Origin of the sequence: Streptomyces sp. NBC_00358, assembly GCF_036099295.1 — a bacterium.
In the GTDB taxonomy this organism is placed as follows: domain Bacteria; phylum Actinomycetota; class Actinomycetes; order Streptomycetales; family Streptomycetaceae; genus Streptomyces.
In genome coordinates, this window is the sequence record NZ_CP107976.1 from 7,977,413 (window position 1) to 7,993,622 (window position 16,210).

General features: G+C 70.7%; 12 protein-coding genes and 1 pseudogene. 4 read left to right on the forward strand and 9 right to left on the reverse strand.

From position 1 onward, the window contains the following. Positions 1–23: 23 nt before the first annotated feature. The 6 genes from asnB to OHT01_RS34175 form a co-directional block, all read right to left on the reverse strand. A complete protein-coding gene (gene asnB / locus OHT01_RS34150; protein ID WP_328556963.1) occupies positions 24–1,958 on the reverse strand; it encodes an asparagine synthase (glutamine-hydrolyzing) in 1,935 nt (644 codons plus the stop codon). 2 nt (positions 1,959–1,960) lie between these two features. Continuing rightward, positions 1,961–3,478: a Wzz/FepE/Etk N-terminal domain-containing protein gene (locus OHT01_RS34155; RefSeq protein WP_328556964.1), complete on the reverse strand. Its 1,518-nt coding sequence runs from the start codon at positions 3,476–3,478 to the stop codon at positions 1,961–1,963. After that, entirely contained in the window at positions 3,475–4,842 is a 1,368-nt protein-coding gene (locus tag OHT01_RS34160) for a Wzz/FepE/Etk N-terminal domain-containing protein (protein ID WP_328556965.1), read from the reverse strand. Before OHT01_RS34160 ends, OHT01_RS34155 begins: the two co-directional genes overlap by 4 nt. Continuing rightward, entirely contained in the window at positions 4,839–6,104 is a 1,266-nt protein-coding gene (locus OHT01_RS34165) for a glycosyltransferase family 4 protein (protein ID WP_328556966.1), read from the reverse strand. The genes OHT01_RS34160 and OHT01_RS34165 overlap by 4 nt, the downstream gene beginning before the upstream one ends. Next, positions 6,094–7,413: a nucleotide sugar dehydrogenase gene (locus OHT01_RS34170; protein ID WP_328556967.1), complete on the reverse strand. Its 1,320-nt coding sequence runs from the start codon at positions 7,411–7,413 to the stop codon at positions 6,094–6,096. Before OHT01_RS34170 ends, OHT01_RS34165 begins: the two co-directional genes overlap by 11 nt. A gap of 73 nt (positions 7,414–7,486) precedes the next feature. After that, on the reverse strand, positions 7,487–8,965 hold the full coding sequence (locus OHT01_RS34175; RefSeq protein ID WP_328558361.1) for a sugar transferase: 1,479 nt from the start codon (positions 8,963–8,965) through the stop codon (positions 7,487–7,489). 1,065 nt (positions 8,966–10,030) lie between these two features. On the opposite strand from OHT01_RS34175, the gene OHT01_RS34180 reads away from it, so the two are divergent. Continuing rightward, positions 10,031–11,938 (forward strand): FHA domain-containing protein, encoded by a 1,908-nt coding sequence (locus tag OHT01_RS34180; RefSeq protein WP_328556968.1) that lies wholly within the window; start codon positions 10,031–10,033, stop codon positions 11,936–11,938. Positions 11,939–12,011: 73 nt separating this feature from the next. Next, a complete protein-coding gene (locus OHT01_RS34185) occupies positions 12,012–12,638 on the forward strand; it encodes a DUF2461 family protein (protein ID WP_328556969.1) in 627 nt (208 codons plus the stop codon). A 21-nt stretch (positions 12,639–12,659) separates the two neighbouring features. Here OHT01_RS34185 and OHT01_RS34190 read toward each other — a convergent pair whose 3' ends face one another. Both OHT01_RS34190 and OHT01_RS34195 read right to left on the reverse strand, forming a co-directional pair. Continuing rightward, entirely contained in the window at positions 12,660–13,880 is a 1,221-nt protein-coding gene (locus tag OHT01_RS34190; RefSeq protein ID WP_328556970.1) for a metallophosphoesterase, read from the reverse strand. 295 nt (positions 13,881–14,175) lie between these two features. Next, on the reverse strand, positions 14,176–14,748 hold the full coding sequence (locus OHT01_RS34195) for an NADPH-dependent FMN reductase (RefSeq protein ID WP_328556971.1): 573 nt from the start codon (positions 14,746–14,748) through the stop codon (positions 14,176–14,178). 192 nt (positions 14,749–14,940) lie between these two features. Between OHT01_RS34195 and OHT01_RS34200 the strand changes: the two genes are divergently transcribed. Both OHT01_RS34200 and OHT01_RS34205 read left to right on the forward strand, forming a co-directional pair. Continuing rightward, positions 14,941–15,414: a MarR family winged helix-turn-helix transcriptional regulator gene (locus OHT01_RS34200; RefSeq protein WP_328556972.1), complete on the forward strand. Its 474-nt coding sequence runs from the start codon at positions 14,941–14,943 to the stop codon at positions 15,412–15,414. A 111-nt stretch (positions 15,415–15,525) separates the two neighbouring features. Further along, positions 15,526–15,726, forward strand: coding sequence for a type II toxin-antitoxin system VapB family antitoxin (locus tag OHT01_RS34205; protein ID WP_328556973.1), 201 nt, complete (start codon positions 15,526–15,528; stop codon positions 15,724–15,726). Between the two features lie 117 nt (positions 15,727–15,843). Here OHT01_RS34205 and OHT01_RS34210 read toward each other — a convergent pair. Continuing rightward, positions 15,844–16,114, reverse strand: a pseudogene (locus OHT01_RS34210) (hypothetical protein); the annotation flags it as partial. Positions 16,115–16,210: the final 96 nt, after the last annotated feature.

Sequence of the window (16,210 nt, forward strand, 5' to 3'; positions counted from 1 at the left end):
GTCCCCTTGTTCTAAGCCGTCTTCTACGCCGCCGAGCGAGCGTTCCCGCCGGACCCGGAGGTCGCGTCGCGGTACCAGTACTCGAGGGTCAGCACATGCCACAGATGCTTGGAGAAGTCCCGCTGCCCGGCGGCGTCCTCGGCGACCATGCGCGCCAGCGCGTCGCGGCGCAGGAGCCCGGAACCGACGAGCACGCCGTCGTTGACCACCTCGCGCACCAGCGGTGCCAGATCCCGGCTCATCCAGGCCCGCAGCGGGGCGCTGAACAGGCCCTTGGGCCGGTACACGATCTCCCGGGGCAGGACCGAGGTGGCCGCCTCCTTGAGGACGGCCTTGCCCTGCCGTCCGACGATCTTGCGGTCGCCGGGTACGGCGAACGCCGCCCTGACCACCTCGACGTCCACGTACGGCACCCGCACCTCGGTCGAGGCGGCCATGCTCGACCGGTCCGTATAGGCGAGGTTCAGGCCGGGCAGGAACATCCGGGCGTCGCCCAGGCACATGCGGTTGACGAAGTCGTCGAGGTCGTTGTCCTGGTAGACGTCCGCGTGCTCGGTCAGTACGTCCTGGACCGTCCCGGCCAAGTCCGGATCGACCAGGGCGAGCAGTTCGTCCTGGTCGTACATGGTGTAGCTGCGCCGGAACGCGGTCTCCTCCGGCAGATCGGCGAAGGAGAGGAACCGCTTCGCGAAACGCACCGACCGGTACCCGCGCCGGGCCGTGGCGACCGGCAGCCGGTCCACGGCCCTGGACAGGCCCCGCCGCAGAGGCCGCGGGACGCGCTGGTAGCGCAGCGCGATCAGGTTCGCCAGGTGTTTGCGGTATCCGGCGAACAGCTCGTCGGCTCCCATCCCGGAGAGCATCACCTTGACCCCGGCCTCCCGGGCGGCCTGGCAGATCAGGAACGTGTTGATCGCGGCGGGGTCGCCGATCGGCTCGTCCAGGTGGTACGTCATCTGCGGCAGCAGGTCGAGCACGTTCGGGGCGATCTCGATCTCGTGCAGGTCGACGCCGAACCGCTCGGCGACCTGCCGGGCGTAGCGCAGGTCGTCCGGCATCGCCTCGAACTTGGCGTCCTCGGGGCGGAACCCGATCGTGTAGGCGGAGATCCCGGGCCGGTCGCGGGCCGCCAGCGCGGTCAGGTAGCTGGAGTCGAGACCGCCCGAGAGGAACGTCGCCACGGGTACGTCGGAGAGCAGATGACGCCGGGTCGACTCCTCGACGACGGCGGCGATGTCCGGCAGTTCGCCGCTGAGGTACCGCTCCCGTCCCTCGGCGGCGACGTCCTTGAGGTTCCAGTAGCGGCCGCTGTCCACCCGGCCGTCCGGGCGGAACCGGAGCCAGCTCCCCGGCGGCAGCTTCTCCGCCTCACGGAACGCGCACCGCGAGTCCGGCACCCAGTAGTACAGCAGCGAGGCCACCAGCGCCCCATGGTCCACCTCCAGCGAACCACCGGTCACGGCGGCGAGCGCCTTGAGCTCGGAGGCGAACACCAGACCCTCGCCGCGCCGGAGCAGGAACAACGGCTTGATGCCCAACTGGTCCCGGGCGAGCACCAGTTCACCGGTCCGCTCGTCGAAGATCCCGAACGCGAACATGCCGCGCAGCCGGGGCAGGCAGTCCGTGCCCCAGCGCCGCCACGCCTCCAGCAGCACCTCCGTGTCGGAGGTACCGCGGAAGCGCACCCCGGTGGCGGCCAGCTCGGCCCGCAGTTCGGGCGCGTTGTACAGCTCGCCGTTGTACGTCAGGACGAGGCCGCCCGAGACCATCGGCTGGGCGCCGGTCTCGGACAGGTCGACGATGGCCAGCCGACGGTGCCCGAGGTGGACCTCGCCGTCACCGAGGGGGTGGCTGTACCGGCCGGACCCGTCCGGACCGCGGTGGGCGAGGGTGTCGGTGAGCCGGTCGGTCACGGCCTTCCCGTCCGGCCATCGGTAGGTGCCTGCGATGCCACACATGTCTAGCGCGCCTCCTGGTCGCTGTCCGGGACGCGTGCCGCCCACATCGGCAGCCGCTCGTTCGTCCGGCGGCCCGTCCCGTTCTGCTGGGCCGGCGGCCCGCTCCGGCCGCGCAGCGCGGTGGACGGCCCGTCCCACAGCGTGCCGTCGGTCCGGTCACGCGGATCGGGGTCGATCAGCACCGCGCCGATCACCGCGATGCGCTGGTCCGCGAGCTGCCGCGCCACGGTGTGCAGCCATGCGGTGCTGCCGTGTCCGGCGCGCACGACGAGCACGGTCCGGGTGCCGAGGTACTGGAGGTCGGTCCACGCCGTGCCGGGCGCCACCGACCCGACCCCGAGCCGGCGTTCCTGGGGGGACACGGCCCCGGCCCGTTCGCCGCTGACCACGGTCGGGTCTCCTGGTCTCGGGCGGTGCCTGGTGAGCTGCAGGCCGGGCAGATCGTCGACGACGACCACCGGCCCCTCCGCCGCCAGTGCCCTGGCGAGGTCCATCGCGATCACGCTGGTACTGCGCGCGCAGCCCAGTTCCAGCAGCGACACCGGTTCCGTGGAGCCGTGCAGCCGGGCCAGTGACGTGGTGAGCCGTTCGCGTGCCGTCCGGAACCGTCGGCGCTTCCACAACCTGGGCGACCGGCTGGGCAGTTCGGCGATGACCGAGGTGCCGAGGTTCGCCGCGATGTCCCGGCGGAGCACGGGGCGGTCCGCCACCACCGTGCCGACCGCGGCCACTGCGAGCCCGAGTGCGAGTCCGAGGACGAACCCGATCACGGCGTCGGTGGCGGCGGCTTTGGGCAGGGAGGTTCGCACCGCGCGGGGTGCGTCCACGACCTGTGTGCCGGCGACGAGTTGGGGCGTGCCGATGCGCGCCTCCGCGGCGCGCTGGCTGAAATCGGTGATCCGTGAGGTGAGTTCGGCCCGGCTGGCGAAGAGCGACTCCAGGTTCGCCGACGCCTTCGGCCCGCCCTGCGACGACCCGTCTCCGATCGCCTTGTTGACCTGGGCGAGTTCGCCCTGCATCCGGTCACGCTGGTCGAGCAGGGCCTTGGCCTCGGCGTCGGCGGCGTCCTTGATCCGTGTGACATGGTCCGCGACGAACGCGTCGGCCAGCGCCTTGGCGCGGGCCACCGCCTGCGCGTCGGTGTCAGCCGTCACGGTGATCTGCAGCAGGTTGTTGGTCAGGCCGACAGCCCCGTAGTCCCGCATGAAGTCCTCCGGTTTTTCCGGGGACCCGAGGGACCGCAGGGCCTGGGCGGCGATCCGTGTGGTCTGCAGCAGCCCCACGTCGGTGCGGATCAGCGTTCCGGGATCGTTCGGCTGGTCCTCCTGATGCGCGACCAGCACCTTGGCCACGGCGGTCGGCGGTGGCGGCAGCAGGACCGCCACCGCCGTGCCGGCGAGCAGCCCCAGCAGCGCCATGGAGCACCAGAGGCGGCGCCGCCTGCGCACCGCCACCACCAGCGCCTGCAGGTCGAGCAGCGGAGCGGCGGCCGGCGACTCCGACGTCGTACTCGTCGTCACCCTGAACTTCCCTTCACGTCGTTGCCCACCGCGAGCACCGGCGTGGCGGCATCCCGAGTACGGCCGGCGGTTTGCTTGGCACGGGCCCGGACCGCGCCGGCGAGGACGATGCCGACGACCTCGTGCTTGGCGTCCGCACAGGCCTCGGCGATACCGGCGAGCTCGGCCGCGGTCCAGGCGCCCGCGCCGAGCACGACCAGGGCACCGGACTCGTTGTCGCGGTCCGGCACCAGTGGCTGGGAGGCCGAGACCCCCACCACCCGCAGCATCGGATCGTTCCCGGCCTCGGCGACGAGCTGCCCGGCGGCCCGGCGGGCGATCTCGTCGCCCTCCGGGACGAGGACCAACAGACGTCGGGGGGACGGCAGTTGGTCCCGGAGGCGGGAGCACACCCGCCGGTAGCGGATCTGCCTGCTCGCCTCGTCGCCCGACGACTGAGGGGTCGGCATGTCCCACCGGATGTCCACACCCAGCAGCCTGCGGATCCGGGTCCGGGTGCCACGGCCCTCCGGCCGGTGCGCGGACCGTCCACCGGGCACGTCGACGGTGCCCAGCAGCGTCGAGCCCAGCGCGGCGGAGATCTCCGGTTCGCTCCGCAGCCGGCGGCTCATCCGTACGGCGGTGAGATGGCCGATGACGGCGAGCAGGAAGAAGAGCAGTGCCCCGCCGGCGATGAGCTGCGTCCTCGTCGGCGGTGCCTCGCCGGTCGGCCGGGCGGCCGACCCCATGACGACCATGTTGGCCTTGTTGGCGGCCGGGCCGGCCTGGTCCAGTTTGGTGATGGCCTCCTGCAGCGAGGTGCGCAGCTTCTCCAGCTCGGTGCGGGTCTGCACGCCCTCCACGGTCTGCCCCGGATCGGCCGCGTCGGCCAGGTCGGTGATGTGGCGGTTCGTCTGCACCACCATCTGCTGCAGTGCCTCCAGCTGCCCCGCCGCTTCGGGGTCGGTGTTGTCGTCCACGATCCGCGCGGCGAAGGTGACGAACTGCCGGGCCACCTCGTCGGAGAGCTGCTGTGCGCGCTTCGGGGTGTCGGCCGTGCCCGAGATCTTGATGATGTTCCCGTCGGCGGCCTTGGCGGTCACCCGATCCTGCAGCGCGCTGCCGTTGACCCCGTGCCAGTGGAGCGTGGCGGCCGCGCGGTCGATCACCACCGAACTGGTCGCCACCTCCGTCTGGGTCAGCAGCTCGCGCTCCTCCCACGCCCCCGGCAGCAGTACCGACGCCGACGTCGTGTACCGCGGCGGAAACAGGAAGGAGGCGCCGTAGCCGACGAGCGCACCCACCACGGCGAGGATCGTGAGAAGCCGCCAGCGGCGGCGGACAATCCGCCCGATCGTGACCAGGCGTATCGTGTCGTCGTTCAACGCTGCGGCCTCCGCCCGGGCCGGTCCGGGCCGGCCGTCGGCACCGGAGCGCCGTCACGGCAGGCAGCGGCGTAGGCGGCGAGCAGCGAGCGCTGGGAGTTCCGCCAGGAGAGCGGCCCGTTGATCCGCTCCTGGCCGGTCTTGCCCATCCAGGCCCGCTTCTCCGGATCGTCCAGCAGCAGCGCGATGAGCCCGGCGAACTCGGCCTCGTCGTTCGCGGGCGCGTAGACGGCGGCGTCACCGGCGGAGACCCGCGCCTCCCGCAGGTCGAACGAGACGACCGGCCGGCCCATCACCATGTACTCCAGGACCTTGTTCATGGTCGACACGTCGTTGAGCGGATTGCGCGGGTCGGGGGAGAGGCACACGTCCGCGGTGGACAGGTAGCGCACCAGGTCGGCGTCCGGAATGCGCCCGGTGAACTGCACCTGCTCCGAGAGCCCGAGCCGCCGGGACAGTTCCACCATCGCGTCGAAGGTGTCACCGGCGCCGACGAACACCGCGTGCCAGTCGGTCCGTCCGAGCTCGTCGCGCAGCTTCGCGAGCGCCCGCAAGGCGTAGTCGACGCCGTCCTGCGGGCCCATGACGCCGAGGTAGCACAGCAGATGAGGCTTGCCACGCTTCAGTTCCGGCTCGGGCGGTACGGGGTGGAACCGGTCGGTGTCGGGCGCGCTGCGCACCACGAAGACGTCCTCGGGCCGCCGGCCGCCGCGGCGCACCGCGGTGTCCTTGTAGCTCTCGTTCGTGGCGAGCACGACGTCCGCCGCCCGGTAGGTCCGCCGTTCCAGCGCGCACACGGCGCGGTAGAGCAGATCCTTGCCGCGGTCGAACCGGGAGAGGTACAGCTCGGGTACCAGGTCGTGCTGGTCGAAGACGAACCGCGCTCCGCGCCGCTTCAGCCACAGTGCCGGCAGGAACAGCAGGTCGGGCGGGTTGCAGGCGTGGACCACGTCGACCGGGCCGACCTTCCGGGCCAGCCGGAACGTGTGCCACAGCGCCGATCCGTACTCCCGCAGGTAGCCGGCCGGCCCTCCGGTGGCGGCGCGCAACGGGTAGCGGTGGATCCGCACCCCGTCGATCTCCGCCTCCGGCTCGGTGTCCCGCTTACTGCCCTGGGGACAGATGACGTGCACCTTCCATCCCGCGTCGCGCAGTGTCGTGCATTCCTGCCACACCCGCCGGTCGAACGGCACCGACAGGTTCTCCACCAGGATCAGCGCACGCCTGCCGTGCCGTTCGCCGCTGGTCGTGTTACCAAGCAAGGCCCATGTACCCCGGTTCGGTCCGGCGCGTCTCGGCGTCGGGAAGATGGATGAGGTCGACGATCACCGGGCCGTCGCCGCCATGGGGCAGCGCCGACAGCACGGCCGGATCCCTGGTTCCGACCAGGCACACCTCGGCGTGTTCGAGCACCTCGCCGACGGAATCCGCGAGCAGTTGCGCGAGGTGCGGCAGCCGGGTCTCGACGTACTCGCGGTTCGCGCCGAGCAGCCGGGAGAGGCTCACGTTGGCGTCGTGTATCCGCAGGTCGTAGCCCTTGCCGAAGAGCCTCTCCGCCAGCTCGACGAGCGGGCTCTCGCGCAGGTCGTCGGTGCCCGGCTTGAAGGACAGCCCGAACAGGCCCACCCGGCGCTTGCCGGTGCGCTCGACCAGGTCCACCGCGCGCTGCAGATGGTCGGAGTTGGAGGCCAGCACATGGGAGAGGATGGGCACCGAGACGTCGGCGCGCTGTGCCGCGTGGACCAGACTCCGCAGGTCCTTGGGCAGGCAGGAGCCGCCGAAGGCGAAGCCGGGCCGCAGGTAGGCGGGGCTGATGTTCAGCTTGCGGTCGGCCAGGAACACGTCCATCACCTGGTGCGAGTCCACCCCGAGGGCCTGGCACACGGCGCCCAGCTCGTTCGCGAAGCCGATCTTGAGGCCGTGGAACGCGTTGTCCGCGTATTTGATCGCCTCGGCCGTCGGGACCGGCACCCGGAACACCTCGCCGGGCAAGCCCTCGTACAGCGCCACCACCGCGTCGCCGCTTGCCGGGTCGAGCTCGCCGATGACGGTCTTGGGCGGGTCGAAGAAGTCCCGCACGCTCGTGCCCTCGCGCAGGAACTCCGGGTTGACCGCGACCCCGATGTCCACCCCGGCCATGCCGCCGACGTACTTCTCCAGGATCGGCACCAGCAGGTTCAGGCAGGTGCCCGGGAGCATGGTGCTGCGGAACACGATGGTGTGCCGCCCGCCCCGCTCGGCCAGCGCGGCGCCGATCTGCTCGGTGACCCGCTCCAAGTACGTGGTGCACAGGCTGCCGTTGGGCTCCGACGGGGTGCCCACGCAGACCAGCGACACCTCGCTGTTCATGACCGCCTCGCGGACGTCGTCGGTGGCGCGTAACGCTCCGGTCCGTACGACTTCGGCGATGAGCTCGCCGATACGCTCCTCGACCACCGGGGCCTTGCCGTCGTTGACCAGGTCGACCTTCACCTGGTTCACGTCCACCCCGACGACCTCGTGCCCCATGCTGGCCAGGCACGCGGCCGACACACAGCCCACGTAGCCGAGCCCGAAAACGCTGACTCTCATGACCCGTTCCTCCCCCCAGGCAGGCCCGTCGGGCCTGCGTTCCGCGTGCCGGCCGGACGGCGGCTCCCGCGCATCAGTAGGCCCCCTGCCCGTAGAGCACCGCACGCAGCGTCTTCCACAAGATCACCGTGTCCAGGGCGAGCGACCAGTCCTCCACGTACCGCAGGTCCAGCCGGACCGCCTCCTCCCACGACAGGTCGCTGCGTCCGCTGATCTGCCACAGGCCGGTGAGTCCGGGCTTGACCAGCAGGCGCCGGCGGATGTCCGGGCCGTACGCGGCGGACTCCTCGGGTAACGGAGGCCGCGGACCGACGAGCGACATCGATCCGGTGAGCACGTTGAAAAGCTGCGGGAGCTCGTCGATCGAGTACCGGCGCAGCACGGTTCCCACCCGGGTCACCCGGGGATCCCGGCGGAGCTTGAACAGCAGGCCGGCCCCCTCGTTGCGGTCGGCCAGCTCCGCTCGTGCGCCGTCGGCCCCGGCGACCATGGTGCGGAACTTGAGAATGGTGAACTCGCGGCCGTCCTTGCCGACTCTTCGCTGGCGGTAGAACGCCCCGCCCCGGCTGTCCATCAGGACAAGCAGTCCGACGAACACCATCAAGGGCGCGAACAGCATCAGCAGAATCGTTGCGCCTATGCGGTCGACGACCCCCTTGATCGCCCGGCGTCCGCCGGTGAAGGTCGGCATGCTGACCCGCAGCAGCGGGATCCCGAGCACCGCGTCGATGTGCAGCCGCGGGCCGGCCACCTCCATCAGCACGGGAGCCACGATCATCTCGGCGTCGCTGCCTTCGAGGTTCCAGGCCAGCCGCTGCAGCCGGTCGGGCGACCAGTGCGGGTCCGGCGTGACCGCGACGACCCGGTAGCCGTCGCGGTGGACGTGGCCCGCGACGTCCGCCAGCCGTCCGACGACCTGCACTCCGTCCAGCTGGTCACCGTCGGCCCCGAGACCGTCCGTCGTGCACACCGCGTCCACCCGCCAGCCGAGGTGCGGGAACTTGCGGGTCCGGGTGATCAGGTCGCGCACGGTGGCCAGGCTCCCGGCGGCGAGCACCGGTCTCAGGCATCGCCCTTCCTTCCGCTGCTTGTGCAGCCAGAGGCGCAGCAGATACCGCGCCGTCATGGTGACGAGAGCGATCGCGGGGATGGCGACGAAGATCCAGAGTTTGATGTTGCGCGAGGTGAGGGCGATCCCGCCGAGCGCCAGCACGACGGTCGCCGTGAAGAGCGAGCGTCCGAGCCGACGGAACTCCTCGGCGCCCTGGCCGAGCACGGCCGGAGACCACGACCGGCTCACCGCGAGGGCCCCCAGCACCAACAGCTCGGTGCCGAACGCGAGAATGCCCCACTTCTCGTGCCAGTTGGCCGCGTCCCGGGCCCCGAAGAAGTTGCCGATCGCCGCCACCACGAAGGCGGTGGCCACCGTGTCGCTGGTGACCACGGCGCGGCGGTACCGCTGTTCCCATTCGATCGCGGGCTGTCTGATCGCGCCGTTCGTCAGACGCTCGCGCGCCGACGGAAACGGGCTGGCTAATCCCCCTTGCCGCACAGAACCCCCCAGGTCCCGCAGTGGTTCGACGTGTTCGCCTAACACTGTTCCTCCCCCCGGGAGGCCCCCGCCCCCCGCACAGTTCCTCCCCTTCGGGAGGCCCCCGCCCCCCGCGCACTGTTCCTCCCCTTCGGGAGGCCCCCGCCTCCCGCGCGCGGCATCCCCGCTGTTTCGGAGCTGCTTGGTCAACCCGCCCCGGCGCCAGTGGACGCGCAGGTTCCGCCGGACTCCCGAGGGACGCCGGAACCCTTCGAAACCTCGGGTGCTCCCCGCACCCGAGCCCCCCTCGCGGGTTCCAGGAACCGATCACCCCCAAGTCTGGCGCCGGGTGCGCGAATACTGGCTTTCCGTGGCGCCGGACCTATAGATCATTACTGGTCGCCTCGTGTCCGAACATCTGAAGCATGGTCAATCTAGACCATCGGGGCCTGTATGAAGAGAGGCATGTGTGTAATTTGTGCTTGAGTTTTGAAGGTGGGTCCTGTGGGCGCCCGAGGCGTACAGGGTGGTCGAACCGGGCTACGGGGCAGGCGAGTTGACCGTGGTGGTGTCCGGCGACATGTCCCGGAGTGTGCCCGGCCGGCTCAAGGTCGGTTCGGGGGAGTGTCCGCGGCCCGTCGCGTGGGCGAACCGCCCTTCGAGGGACGTGGTCGGTGTTTTGTTCGGGCCGCCGGTTCGGTCTGACGGGGCAGGGCGACCAGGTGGCCGCCCACGGACGTGGAAGGTGGCGCCTCGTGTTCGCCGCGGTCCCGCGGGGCTCCGGCCCATCGGCCGCCGGCCGGCTCGGGGCGGTCCGCGATCTCCCACCGGATCCCGAACGATTAGAGGTGGGCGCACCCGAGTGCGGGCCTCTCCCGAACGGCGGCGGAATCGGGCATGATGGGTCATCCGTACCGGTCAAGCGACTCTACGCCGTTGTCAGAACTGAACCATTCACCGTTCACACACGTCGAGCGGATGTCGCTCCGTCGTACCCGTCACACGCTGCCCGGCCACATCCGCGCAGCGGTGCGATCCGGTGGCACCGCGACAGCAGCAATGTCGTCAACCTCGGAAGGAAGTCCCGTGGCGCCGGTGCTTGTTGGACGCGAAGGAATACTGGCCGGAGAGCGCATACCGGTGATCGGCACCCGGGTCACCTTCGGGCGCAATCCCGAGAACACCGTCGTCGTCTCCAGTCTGAGCGTCTCGCGCTTCCACGCGGAGATCGTCCTCGACGACACCCAGGGCTACGTGCTCCGCGACTGCGGAAGCAGCAACGGCACCGCGGTGAACGGTGAGGAGATCGACTCCCAACTCCTCAAGCCCGGGGACGACATCACCATCGGGGACCAGGAGTTCCGCTTCGAGGTCCCGGACGCCATGGAGACGATCATGGCGCTCTCCTTGCCGAGGTCCCTGACCCACGGTGACGAGGAGACCGAACGCGGGCCCGTGCTGCGGGTCACCATCGCGGGCGGCGGCCCCGTCGGCCTGTCGCTCGCCCTCCTGCTGGAGCACTTCCTCGGCGCCCAGGTGGACATCACCGTCTACGACGGCCGCTGGCGCAAACAGGGCCGCCGCATCGTCTGGAAGGACGTGAGCCAGGGCAATGTGCGGCGCCAGCAGGTCGTGACCGTGCAGAGCCGTCAGTACCTGAGTCTGCCCGAGGAGGCGCAGGCCCGGCTCTTCGACCCGGACAACTACACCGAGATGTGGCCCTCCGGCCCCGACTCGATCGGCGATCACCACCCGCGCAACATGCGTATCGCCTACATCGAGGACCGGCTTCTGGAGGTGGCCAACGAGAAGCCGGGCCGGATCCGGCTCGTCCCCGCCCGGTTCAGCGTCGACGAACAACAGGACGCCCTGACCACCCAGCACGTACTGGCGATCTGTGACGGCGGGCGGTCGCACACCCGTGAGTACTTCGCCGCCAAATTCGGCAAAGCGGACGCGTCCATCTACTCGCTGAACGACCGGCATCTCCAGGACGTCATCCTCGGACTGCGCGTGAAGTCGGCTCTGGCCGATCCCATGGCGGTACTGCTGACCGTCGGGCAGAACCGGTTCCTGCTGAACTCCCTGCGTGGCGAGGGGTTCCTCAACATGCGCCTGACGGACGCGGAGGCCGCGGAAGTCGTCGGCATCGACCCGGTCCGCCGTGTCTTCGAGGAGTGCATCGCCTCGCGTCCCTGCGTCATGGGGCGCGACGAGCACGGCGACTTCCGGTGCTCCACGCACAGCACACTGTTCCTGCCGGCGCTCATCAGGGGCTCGGCCCTGTGGAAGCGGGTGGGTGAGGGGCTGCGCCTGTTCGGGGTCGAGCCCCACGAACTGAACGCGGTCACCTCATTTCGCCTGGACATGGTGCAACGCCCGCGATTCACGGCCGAGTTGCTGCCACCGACGGCCAACTCCACCGGTACGTACGGCTTTTTGCTGGGTGACGCCGCCAACTCGATCCACTTCTGGCCGGGCCGGGGACTCAACAGCGGCCTGGCCTCGGCGATCTCGCTCGCACGGTCCCTCAACGGGGCGTGGAACGGCAAGCCCTTCCGGGACGCCGACTTCCTGCGCCACGAGGCCGCCATGTCGATGCTCCAGTACCGCCACAAGAGCCGTGCCTGGAAGGCGATGGTGACCACCGACGACCAGGGCGCCACCTGGGCGATCAAGGACATCATCGCGCACGGCATCGACGGAATCGCCGAGGAGCCGGACCGCGAGGCCGACACCGCGACGCTGCTGGAGCGGCTGCGCGGGATCCGCTCCCGGCTGGCGAAGCGCATGTCCGGGCTGCCGGACGACGAGGCCATCCTGGAGCGGCTGGGAACCCTGGAGGACGGCACCCTGCGCATGCTGGTCCTCAGCGGTGCCTGGGACACCCTCACCATGGGCGGCGAGGAGGTCGACATCGACATCTTCTACGGGCAGGACTCCGCCGCGGCGGCGGCCGCCGTCGAGGCACTGGAGCCGGCCGTGCCGCTCTGAGCGGGACCGGAGTGATCGTTCACTCGACCCGCTTGCACCGTGGAGGGCCGGAGGTGCGCGCTAAGGTGCCCGTATGCGCGCACGCTTCGCGGGATGGCCCGAGGGGGCGTTCGACGTCCTGATGCGGTTGCAGGGCGAGCCTTCGCAGTCCCTGCGTGAGGAGTGCAGAAAGGATCGCGAGCGGCTGGTGCGGCAGCCGATGATCGCGCTGCTGAACGAAGTCGCGGACAGGGACCTGGAATACGACGACTTCTCCGTCTGGCACTACCGCACGAACGCGTGGTGGTGGCAGCACCAGAGCGCGGTGATCCGGGTTGCGCGCAATGTCGAGATGGGCCTGCGCTTCGATCTCGACGGCCTGCGGATCCAAGGGGCCTGGTGGTACCCCGTTCCCGAGCAGATCAGAATGTTCCGGCAGGCGGTGGCCGCGGAGGACAGCGGCCGCAGACTCGTCGACCTTGTCGAGGAGCTGAGGGGCCGGGACTACGAGGTCACCGGTGACCTCATGAAGCGGGTTCCCCGGGACTACCCGGCTGATCATCCCCGCGCCGGACTCCTGCGGCACCGCTCGTTGATCGCCGCTCGGCCGCTGGGGTGCGATGCCTGGCTGCACACCCCGGAGGCGGTGGATGTCGTCCTCGCGGCGCTGGGGGAGCTCAAGGACCTGATGTCCTGGCTGGCCCGGCACGTGAAGGTCTGACCTCCGCCCTGCGGACGGGGACTACGGCTGGGTGGGCCGGTGCGGGGAGCGGAGCACGAGCAGGGTGATCTCGCTGGGGGCGAAGACGCGGAACGGCGGGCCCCAGAAGCCGGTGCCGCGGCTGGTGTAGAGGCGGGTGCGGTCGCCGTGGTGGCTGAGACCGGCGACGACGGGCTGGTCGATGCGGACCAGGTGGTGGAAGGGCCAGATCTGGCCGCCGTGGGTGTGGCCGGAGAGCTGGAGGTCGACGCCCGCTGCCGCGGCCCGGTCGACGAACTTGGGCTGGTGTGCCAGGAGCAGGACGGGGAGCTCGGGGTCGGCGCCGCTCAGGGCTCCGTCGAGGTGGGCGCGGTGGCCCGCCAGGCCGGACGACTCGGCGGTGACGTCGTCCACGCCGGCGACCACGAGGGTGTCGCCTCCGCGTTCGAGCAGCAGATGGCGGTTGCGGAGCGGCTCCCAGCCCAGCTCGTCCATCAGGTCTACCCAGCCCTGGGCCTCGCTGTAGTACTCGTGGTTGCCGGTGACGTACACACGGGCCCAGGTGGCCCGCACGGTGCCGAGCGGGGTGGCCTGGGCGCGGCGGCGTTCGGCCGTGCCGTCCGCGATGTCGCCGGTGTGGCAGACGAGGTCGGCCTCCAGGGTGTTCACCGTCTCGCACACCCGTGCCGACCAGCCGGCGCGATCGAGTGGGCCGTAGTGGGTGTCGGTGATGAGGACGACCCGTGTGCCGTCCAACCCGGCACCCAGCCGCGGGAGTTCCACGTCGAGTCGGCGCACGCGCGGCACGCGGCGGGCCTCGTAGTACCCCCAGGCGAGCAGCACGGCGGTGACGCCGAGGACGGCCCATGTGACGATTCGGGCCCGGTCCTGGCTCCCGCCGACGCCGGCCACGGTCAGGGCGAGCCGCAGGAGGACGCCGAGCAGAACGGACCAGGTGAACAGCACCCAGCTGGCACCGAGCAGGGTGTCACCGACGATCGCCGCCCGGTCCTGCTGGCGACGGCCGTGGCCGCGCACCATCGCGAGCGGCATGCCGACGAGGCCGAGGGCGAACAGGGCGGTGCCGGCCAGGATGACGGCCAGGGACCAGTTCTGGCCGGTGTACAGGAGCGCCCAGCACGGCACGGCCCACAGCAGGACGGGCGCGACCAGGGGGATGTAGCGCATCAGGCGGTGCAGTCGGCTCTGCCGCGGCGCTCGCGCTTCACTGTCGGCGGATCGGGTGTTGCTGGTGTCGGTCACGCTGCCCCTCTCTGACCAGGCTGCCGTCCCGCGCACTGTATCCGGTCGTCCTCGGCGGGCCGCACGGGTGGGCGGAGAACCCCTCGCTCCACGGGGCCGCGGTCATGAACGGGCGGAGCGGTCAAGTCGCCTGCTGGTCCGATCGGGTGGAGGGGGCCCGGACGAGGAGTTCGCGGTCCGTACAGCGGTGGGCTTCGGACCGTTCGCCGTTCGGCTCGGCCGGCGTCGCGCCGACCGGCCGGATCGGGGCGGTGCGGTCGGCGAGACGCCGACCGCGTCACGACAGCGCGCTCCTTCAGGCCGAGACGCGCTCCGCTTCGGGGGTCGTGGCCAGGTCCGCCACCGCGTCGAGGACCGCCTGTGCGCGGGTCCGCAGGTCGGCCGTGGGGGCGAAGCGGCCCTCCTCGTCGACGTACGACTCGATGGCCGGGACGGACAGCGTCCGCAGGGCGGGGCGCAGGCCGACCCGGCCGAGTACGGGCCGGATCATCTCGATGGCCGGGGCACCGCCGGTCTTGCCCGCGCTGTAGCTGACCAGCCCCACGGGCTTGTTCTGCCACTCCTGGTACAGGTAGTCGATCGCGTTCTTCAGCGGGGCGCTGAAGCCGCCGTTGTACATCGGCATCACGAAGACGAAGCAGTCGCCGGCCGCGATCGTCGCGCTCCAGTCCTTCGTGTGCCGGTGGCGGTAGACGCCCGCCTCCGGGTGCTCCGGCTCGTCCATGAAGGGCAGCGCGATCTCGCCGAGGTCGAGCAGCCGGGTGTCGAACGCATCGTGCTCCGTGGCGAGTTCGGCGATCCAGCGCGCGAGCGGGCGGCCGGCCGAACTGGGGCGGGTGCTGGCGGAAATGATGTGCAGACGGGGCACGGTCCGGTTCCTTCGTCCGAGGGGCGGCCCGGGTCCGTACGGGGGATGTGACGGACCCGGGCCGGGCACAGGAACGGTGACGGGCCGTCGGGAGATGGTTCCCCGGGCCCGGTCACCATGTGATTGACATGTCACCTAGTACCGTAGGGACGGGCGGGTGATACGTCAACCATGCATGGGTATGCTGCCGTTGTGAACGATGAGCCTCGCTGGCTGACAGATCGCGAACAGCGCGCGTGGCAGGCGTACCGTCGGCTGTTCCTGTTGCTGAACGCCCAACTCGTCCGTGACCTGGGCCGCGACAGCGGGCTGTCCGAACCGGACTACGACGTACTGTCCAGCCTGAGCGGCAGCCCGGACCACCGGCGCCGGGTCAGCGAGCTGGCCGCCCGCATGCTCTGGTCACGCAGCCGCCTCTCCCACCACCTGGGCCGGATGGAGCAGCGGGGCCTGGTGGTGCGCGAGGAGTGCGCGACCGACGGACGGGGCGCAGTCGTCATCCTCACGGACAAGGGGAAGCGGACCATCGAGACGGCGGCGCCCCTGCACGTCGAATCGGTGCGCCGTTACTTCGTCGACCTGCTGACGCCCGAGCAGATCGACGTGTTCGCCGAGATCGGCGAACACGTCGTGGACAACCTCAAGCGCACCGGCGACGGCGCCTAGTGCCGTGTCGAGCAGAGTTCGCCCTGTTGTTGCCCTGTGCCACGAACCGCAGCGGTAACGAGTCGCTGCTGTGCGGGTGTCAGGGTCCCGGACCGACGAAGGGGGCCGCTCGTGGCCAAGGTCAACATCAGTCTCGATGCCGAACTGGTGGTGGAAGTGATGGTGCTGGCCGGGGTCGGCTCGCCCCAGGACGCCGTCGAAGCGGTCGTGCGTGACTACATTGCCCGCGGGCACCGCACCGAGGCACGCACCGAGCTCAAGGAGCAGAGCCTGCGAGAGGTCGAGGTCAAACCGCAGGACCCTCAAGGCTGACCACTGTGATCGTGTGACGTCGCTCCAGCTCCGTTGGCACGCCAAGGTCCGGGGACAGGGCGGGGTCCTTGCCCCTGCCGCGGGGTTCGGCCCGCCGGCGTCCGGGGTGGGGCCGGAGTCGGCCGGCTCGACCAGGCTCCAGGCCGGGAACGGCAGGCCGTGCTCGGCCGGCTCGGACTTCGCGATCTTCTTGGTCACCCGCCGTTCCGGCAGAGCGAACGTCTTCGGGCGCCCGCCCTTGTCCTTGGGACAGGGCGCCTCGAAGCCGTCCGCGTTGAAGTTGTGGATCACATCGTGGACCCGGTCAGGTCACCACCGATCCGGTGCCCCGGCGAACGATCCGCAGCAGCCGCTGCCCCTCGTCGTCATCGATCTCACGCACCCGCACAAGCTCAGCCCCGAGGACGGCACGGCGGGCGCCTACCGCTCGGACCGGTACTCCGGGCGGCGCCTCACGACAGGGCGAAGGTTGCCTGATGCGGCA

Bases quoted from the DNA above. Each gene is read 5' to 3' on its own strand.
- asnB (WP_328556963.1), bottom strand. From the start codon at position 1,958: ATGTGTGGCATCGCAGGCACCTACCGATGGCCGGACGGGAAGGCCGTG.
- OHT01_RS34170 (WP_328556967.1), bottom strand. From the start codon at position 7,413: ATGAGAGTCAGCGTTTTCGGGCTCGGCTACGTGGGCTGTGTGTCGGCC.
- OHT01_RS34185 (WP_328556969.1), top strand. From the start codon at position 12,012: ATGCGCGCACGCTTCGCGGGATGGCCCGAGGGGGCGTTCGACGTCCTG.